The organism is Bradyrhizobium sp. NAS80.1 (assembly GCF_001908205.1).
In the GTDB taxonomy this organism is placed as follows: Bacteria; Pseudomonadota; Alphaproteobacteria; order Rhizobiales; family Xanthobacteraceae; genus Bradyrhizobium.
Genome location: NZ_LGHL01000139.1, coordinates 64931 through 72039 on the forward strand (window position 1 = coordinate 64931; position 7109 = coordinate 72039).

General features: G+C 64.7%; 6 protein-coding genes and 1 pseudogene. 6 read left to right on the forward strand and 1 reads right to left on the reverse strand.

Features of this window, described 5'->3' with window-relative positions:
* Positions 1-73 precede the first annotated feature (73 nt).
* Both AC629_RS29430 and AC629_RS29435 read left to right on the forward strand, forming a co-directional pair.
* Positions 74-1231, forward strand: a complete 1158-nt coding sequence (locus tag AC629_RS29430; RefSeq protein WP_084808354.1) for a M20 family metallopeptidase — start codon at positions 74-76, stop codon at positions 1229-1231.
* A complete protein-coding gene (locus tag AC629_RS29435; protein WP_084808355.1) occupies positions 1228-1938 on the forward strand; it encodes a tRNA (guanine(46)-N(7))-methyltransferase TrmB in 711 nt (236 codons plus the stop codon). Before AC629_RS29430 ends, AC629_RS29435 begins: the two co-directional genes overlap by 4 nt.
* Here AC629_RS29435 and AC629_RS29440 read toward each other — a convergent pair.
* Positions 1935-3017: a DUF2336 domain-containing protein gene (locus AC629_RS29440; RefSeq protein WP_084808356.1), complete on the reverse strand. Its 1083-nt coding sequence runs from the start codon at positions 3015-3017 to the stop codon at positions 1935-1937. The genes AC629_RS29435 and AC629_RS29440 overlap by 4 nt on opposite strands.
* Before the next feature lie 362 nt (positions 3018-3379).
* On the opposite strand from AC629_RS29440, the pseudogene rimP reads away from it, so the two are divergent.
* From rimP to AC629_RS29460, 4 genes and pseudogenes are all read left to right on the forward strand, one after another.
* A pseudogene (rimP, locus tag AC629_RS29445) lies at positions 3380-4136 on the forward strand (ribosome maturation factor RimP).
* Between the two features lie 2 nt (positions 4137-4138).
* Positions 4139-5749, forward strand: coding sequence for a transcription termination factor NusA (gene nusA, locus AC629_RS29450; protein WP_084808357.1), 1611 nt, complete (start codon positions 4139-4141; stop codon positions 5747-5749).
* Positions 5750-5772: 23 nt separating this feature from the next.
* Complete coding sequence (locus AC629_RS29455; protein ID WP_084808358.1) at positions 5773-6456, forward strand: RNA-binding protein; 684 nt, start codon at positions 5773-5775, stop codon at positions 6454-6456.
* Between the two features lie 70 nt (positions 6457-6526).
* A partial coding sequence (locus AC629_RS29460; RefSeq protein WP_210419122.1) for a translation initiation factor IF-2 associated domain-containing protein occupies positions 6527-7109 on the forward strand: 583 nt, incomplete at its 3' end.

A 7109-nucleotide genomic window follows, 5' to 3' on the forward strand; every position in this document is an offset into this window, starting at 1 on the left:
ATCCGATTTGAGACTGCGTCAAATCTGGCCTATGTCGTCATTTATGGCCGCGCCTTGATGCGCGTTCTCTGAGATGATGCGGTTCAAAGGCACAGATGCTTCCATGACCAAATCCAATTGGTTCGACTCTCAAACTATTCTCGATGGCATCCGCCGCTGGGTGGAGATCGAGACGCCGACGGACACGCCAGAACAGGTCAACAAGCTGGTCTCGATGGTTGCGGATCACTATCGCGATCTGCCTGTCACGCTCGAACGCGTCGCCGGCGTCGACGGCTGCGGCGATCATCTCATCGCGCGTTCCAACTGGGGCCAGGACCGGCCGGGTATCCTGGTGCTAAGTCATCTCGATACCGTTCATCCCATGGGATTCATCGAGCGCCTGCCGTTCAAGGTCGAGGGCGACAGCGCGTTCGGCCCCGGCATCTACGACATGAAGGGCGGCGCCTACATCGCCCACCACGCTTTTCGCGCGCTTTGCGCCACGGCCGATCGTTCGCCGCTCGGCATCACCCACATGTTCACCTCCGACGAGGAGATCGGCAGTCCCACCTCGCGCACGTTGATTGAGAACGAGGGGCGCAAGGCCAAGTACGTGCTGGTGACGGAGCCGGCGCGCGACGGCGGCAAGATCGTCACCGGACGCAAGGGCGTCGGACGCTTCCAGGTGTTCATTAAGGGTGTGCCCGCGCATGCCGGCACAAGGCCCGAAGACGGCCGTAGCGCAGTCCGCGAGCTCGCCAACGTCATCCAGGCCCTGGAAGGGATGAACGACCTGAAGCGCGGCGTCACCGTCAATGTCGGTGTTGTGCGCGGCGGCACCCGTCCCAACGTGACGCCGGAAGAGGCCTATGCCGAGATCGATCTGCGTGTGCCGGGGCTCAAAGACGCGGACGAATTCGTCGGCAAGATTCTCGGGCTGAAATCGAAGACGGACGGCGTCACCGTCAAGGTCACCGGCGAGCTCAATCGTCCGCCTTACGAGAAGAACAATTCCGGCGCTTCGCTGTACGAGCATGCCAGGACGCTCGCCGCGGAGATCGGCTTCGAGCTGGTCGACACTCACACCGGCGGCGGCTCGGACGGCAATTTCACGGCGGCCCATACCGGCACGCTCGACGGGCTCGGCGTCGACGGCAAGGGCGCGCACACCCATTATGAGCAACTCTATGTCTCGTCGCTCGAACCGCGCGCGCGGCTGCTCTATCGCCTGTATCAGACACTGCAATGAGCGAGCGCAAATCAGACCCCGATCGCGATGACAGCGAGCGCGCCTTCTTCGGGCGCCGCAAGGGCCACAAGCTCAGGCAGCACCAGGCCGAGCTGATCGATCATCTGCTGCCGCATCTTGCGCTCGACATCGCGAGCGAAGCGCCCGCGAAGGCGTGCGGGATCTTCGATCCCGCGGCGAGCGACCTGCGGCTTGAGATCGGCTTCGGCGGCGGCGAGCATCTTGCGGCGGAGGCTCTAGCCTTCTCCACGACCGGCTTCATCGGCTGCGAGCCCTATGTCAACGGCATGGCGAAGATTCTCGCGCAGATCGAGACCGCCAACATCGGCAACATCCGCCTGTTTGCTGGCGATGCGGCCGAGCTGCTGGCCTGGCTGCCGAAGGCCTCGCTGTCGAGGATCGACCTGATCCACCCCGATCCCTGGCCGAAACGCCGGCACTGGAAGCGGCGCTTCGTCCAGGACAGGACGATCGCAGCGATGGCGCGCGTGCTGAAGGCTGGCGGTGAATTCCGTTTCGTCTGCGACATCGACGATTACTGCGCCTGGACGCTGTCGCATCTTGCGCGCTCGCGGGATTTCGTCTGGCTCGCGGAACGCGCCGACGATTTCCGACAGCCGTGGGCGGGCTACACCATGACGCGCTACGGCCGGAAGGCCGCGCGCGAGGGGCGAAAGGCGGCGTATCTACGGTTCAGGCGAGTCTAGATCGTTTGCCGGTTGCGCCAGAAATTCACGACGCGCTCGGCAGTCGTCGGCATGAGGCGCGTGAAGTTCATGCGCGCGGCCTCGATGTCGGCATCGGCCGGCGTGCGATGCGGGCCGTACCACAGCAGGATGAGTTCGCGCACCGTGGGCCAGCCGAGATTCAGCACGCGCCCCAGGATCAGTATCGGATCATAGCGGTCGCCCGCGATCAGTCGGTCGAGGATCGAGACGCGGACGCCGGTCATCGTCGAAAGCGAAGCGATCGATTCCTCGTATTTGTGCGCCTTGGCGAAGCCGAGCAGTGCACTCTCGCCGAGGTGCCCGCCCTGATGCAAGGAAAGCACCGTGCGCTGTGCCGCCGAGAAATCGCGGCGCGGCCCCGGCGGCAGAGTAGCCTCCTCGATCGACGCCATGGCGCGCTTGATTTCGACCTGGCGCACGGGATTGACCACGCTGGAGAGACGGCGCCGAATAACGTCGAGCGTGCCGTCGAGAAGCTGTTTCAGGTGCTCGCCGGAGAGATCGTTACGCTGGCCGATCTTGAGCGTCAGCACGCCGTCCTGTGCCGCGCGCTTGATCAGCTCGGAATAGCTGGCCGGCGAGAACACCGCACCCGCATTGCCCGCGGCGCGACGCACCACGTCGCGATCGCCGCGCTCGACGAGCACGTCAGTGATGACAGCCGATAAAGCGGGGCGTTCCGTCATCGCCAGCAGATGACCCTGGCCCTTCAGCCGCGCGATCTCGACCAGGGCAGCCTCGTCGAGCACGGGCGAGCGGCGCAGCACGGGGCCCGCCACCATGATCTCGTTTTCGCGGGCGAGCTGACTGATCAGATGCCGCGGCGCATTGTTCAGCTCCGAGAAGCGCTCTGCGAGATCGACACGCGAGGCGAGCTCGGCATGCGGGACGAGATCGATCAGGAGATCGTCGAAGAGATCGATGAGCTCGGGACGGAGCCTGGGGGAATCCTGGAAGAACAAATCGGCGATGGCGCGCGCGATCTCGCCGCGACGCCGGGCGTCACCGCGTTTGACGATATCGTCCAGTCCGGGAATGAGCGACGTGGCAACGGTCATGAAAACGCAACTCGAACAGGGCACGCCGCGGGTACGCCCTCGGTCCAAGCCGCCCCACAATCACGCAATCTAGGCCTGGTTGATGAAGGAAGCGTTGCGCGGAAGGCAGCAGACCGGGCGCAAAAAAGCCTCGTCTCCCGTGCGATGGGTCTTGTCCGGGATGGTGGAAAGGGCTATATCAGCGCCAATTCATCTTCTCATACGATCCGCGTAGTGAGAGTGGGCCCGAAAGGACCCGCTCTTTTTTATTACCTGAACGCGGCTTGGCGGAAGATGCCGGCCCGACCATCTGTCGGGAGAGTTCCGAAGCGGGCTTTAAAGTCGTAACCAAGCCTTAACCATCGAGCGCCTTGACCCCTGATATGACCGAACCGAACACTGGTTCCACGGATGCCGAACTGCTGACCGAGCCGAGGCTCGTGGTCGAGCCGGGCGTCGCGGCACGGGTGTCCGCGGTTGCAGGTCCTGTGCTGCAGGGCATGGGCTACCGTCTGGTGCGGATCCGCATTTCCGGGGAAGCCGGCTGCACCGTGCAGATCATGGCCGAGCGGCCGGACGGCTCCATGCAGATCGAGGATTGCGAGGCGATTTCGCGGGCGCTGTCGCCCGTGCTCGATGTCGCCGACCCCATTGATCGCGCCTATCGGCTGGAAATCTCCTCGCCGGGGATCGACCGTCCCCTGGTGCGGCGCTCCGATTTCGAGCGCTATTCCGGGCATCTGGTGAAGGTCGAGATGGCCGTCGCCCATGAGGGCCGGAAGCGGTTCCGCGGCACCATCGGTGCTGTCGAAGGTGACCGCGTGCATCTGCATCGCGACGACGTCAAGGCCGGCGACGATCCCGACGTTCTCCTGACCATGGAGGATATCGGCGAGGCACGGCTGGTGCTGACCGACGAGCTGATCGCGGAGTCGATGCGCCGCGGCAAGGCCGAGGCGCGCGAGATGCGCCGCAATCTCGGCCTGGAGCCGCCACAGGCGCCGCACGCGAAGATCAGCGAAAAAAACGACCAAGAACACCAAGCCGAAAAAGAAGCCTGCACCGAAGAACACCAAGCAACATCGCCTGGCCGCCGAACGCGCGCGGCGTGGCGAGATCGAGCCTGACGAAGGAGACTAGCCATGGCAGTCAGCGCCAATCGACTTGAATTGCTGCAGATCGCCGATGCCGTTGCGCGCGAGAAATCGATCGACCGTGGCATCGTCATTGCCGCGATGGAGGACGCCATCGCCAAGGCGGCGCGGGCACGTTACGGCAGCGAGACTGACGTTCATGCCGAGATCGACCCGAAGAAGGGCGAGCTGCGGCTGTCGCGCCACATGCTGGTCGTCGACAAGGTCGAGAACCATTCCAACCAGATCTCGCTGGTGGATGCGCAGCGCGCCAATCCCGGCGCCCAGGTCGGCGACACCATCGCCGACACGCTGCCGCCGCTGGAATATGGCCGCATCGCCGCGCAATCGGCCAAGCAGGTGATCGTGCAGAAGGTGCGCGAGGCCGAGCGCGACCGGCAATACCAGGAATTCAAGGACCGCATCGGCGACATCGTCAACGGCGTCGTCAAGCGCGTCGAATATGGCAGCGTGATCGTCGATCTCGGCCGCGGCGAGGCCATCATCCGCCGTGACGAGATGCTGCCGCGCGAGGTGTTCCGCAACGGTGACCGCGTCCGCGCCTACATCTTCGACGTCCGCCGCGAGACCCGCGGCCCGCAGATCTTCCTCTCCCGCACCCATCCGCAGTTCATGGCGAAGCTGTTCGCGCAGGAAGTGCCTGAAATCTATGACGGCATCGTCGAGATCAAGGCGGTGGCCCGCGATCCCGGCTCGCGCGCGAAAATCGGCGTGATTTCCCGCGATTCCTCGGTCGATCCGGTCGGCGCCTGCGTCGGTATGCGCGGCTCGCGCGTGCAGGCGGTGGTGAACGAATTGCAGGGCGAGAAGATCGACATCATTCCCTGGTCGCCCGACATCGCGACCTTCGTGGTCAACGCGCTCGCGCCGGCCGAAGTCTCCAAGGTCGTCATCGACGAAGACCGCGAGCGCATTGAGGTCGTCGTGCCCGACACCAACAACCAGCTCTCGCTGGCGATCGGCCGCCGCGGCCAGAACGTGCGTCTGGCCTCACAGCTCACCGGCTGGGACATCGACATCCTGACCGAGCAGGAGGAATCGGAGCGCCGCCAGGCCGATTTCGAGAACTCCACCCGCGTCTTCATGGAATCGCTCAACGTCGACGAAGTCGTCGGCCAGTTGCTGGCGTCGGAAGGTTTCACCTCCGTCGAGGAACTCGCCATGGTGGAGGTCAAGGAACTCGCCGGCATCGAAGGCTTCGACGAGGAGACCGCGCAGGAACTCCAGAACCGCGCCCGCGAATATCTCGAGCAGCAGGAAGCCGAGCTCGAGGCCAAGCGCAAGGAACTCGGCGTCGAGGACGCGCTCAAGGACGTGCCCGGCGTCACCTCCAAGATGCTGGTGAAGTTCGGCGAGAACGACATCAAGACGGTCGATGATCTCGCCGGCTGCGCCACCGACGACCTGGTCGGCTGGACCGAACGCAAGGAAGGCGGCGAGCAGACCAAATATCCGGGTGCTCTCGACGGGATCGACATCTCCCGCGACGATGCTGAAGCGATGATCATGCAGGCCCGCGTCAAGGCCGGCTGGATCACCGAGGCCGATCTCGCCAAGCCCGCTGAAGAGGCTGAGGCGACCGAAGATCAGCCGGTTTAAGGGCGAAGGAGGATGTCGCCCGGATGCTCGCCAGCATTGACCCCGAACTCGACCATGGGCCGCGGACCGAAAGGTCCGCGACCATGCGGATGTGCGCGGTCAGTCGTGAGGTCCGGCCGATCGACGAGCTGATCCGCTTCGTCATTTCGCCCCAGAACGACGTAGTTCCCGATCTCAAGCGCAAGCTGCCCGGACGCGGCATGTGGATCACCGCCTCGCGAAAGGCGGTTGCGGAAGCCGTCCGGCGTCACCAATTTAACAAAGCCTTCAAGCGCGAGCTGCGCATTCCCCAGACGCTTCCCGCCGACGTCGAGGCGCTCCTGGTCCGGAGCGTGACCGAAGCTCTTGGGATTGCCGCGAAAGCTGGCCAGGTCGTGGCCGGCTTCGGCAAGGTCGAGAGCGCCCTGAGGGGAGGCACGGTCGAGGTCCTGATCCATGCCAGCGACGGGGCCCCGGACGGAATCCGCAAATTGGACGTGTTGGCGCATCAAAATGACGGAAATCGTGGCGCCAAGCCGCAGATTCCCGTCGTTACCGCACTGAAATCGATAGAATTGGATTTGGCACTGACCCGGTCAAATGTGATACATGCTGCCCTGCTCGCCGGCCCGGCGAGCAAGTCATTCCTGTCACGTAGCCAGATGCTGGTCCGATACCGGATGGCGGACGATGACAAGACTGCCGAAAAGCACGGCCAGGATTTCTGAAGACAACGACGAACCGATGTGACGGTGCGGCAACGCCCAACGACAACAAGATCAGGATTAGGACTGCTGAATGGTTGATACCAAGACCCCTGGCGACAAGAAGCTGAGCGTTCCGAGCAAGACGCTATCGCTCAAGCCGCGCGTCGAAACGGGCACTGTGCGCCAGAGCTTCAGCCATGGCCGGAGCAAGCAGGTCGTGGTCGAGAAGCGCGGCAAGCGCCGCATCGACGGCAGCCCCGAGCCGCAGGCCGAGATTGCGAAGCCGGCACCGGCTGCGCCCGCTCCGTCGCGCCCGGCTCCGCCGCCGGCCCAGCCGCGCAACTCTGGATCCGGCGTTGTACTCCGCACGCTGACCGAGGACGAACGTTCCGCCCGCGCCAGCGCGCTGGCCGATGCCAAAGTGCGCGAGATCGAAGAGCGCCGCCAGGCCGAGGAAGAGGCCCAGCGCCGCGCCGTCCGCGAGGCCGCGGAACGCGCCGAGCGCGAAGCCGCCGAAGCCCGCCGCAAGGCCGAGGAAGAGCGCCATCGCCACGAGGAAGAAGCCAAGCGGAAGGCCGAGACCGAAGCCAAGAAGCGTTTTGGCGAAGGCGAGCAGCCGGCATCCGCCCCGCGCCCTGCTACCGCTGCCCCGGCCGCTCCTGCGCCGCGGCCCG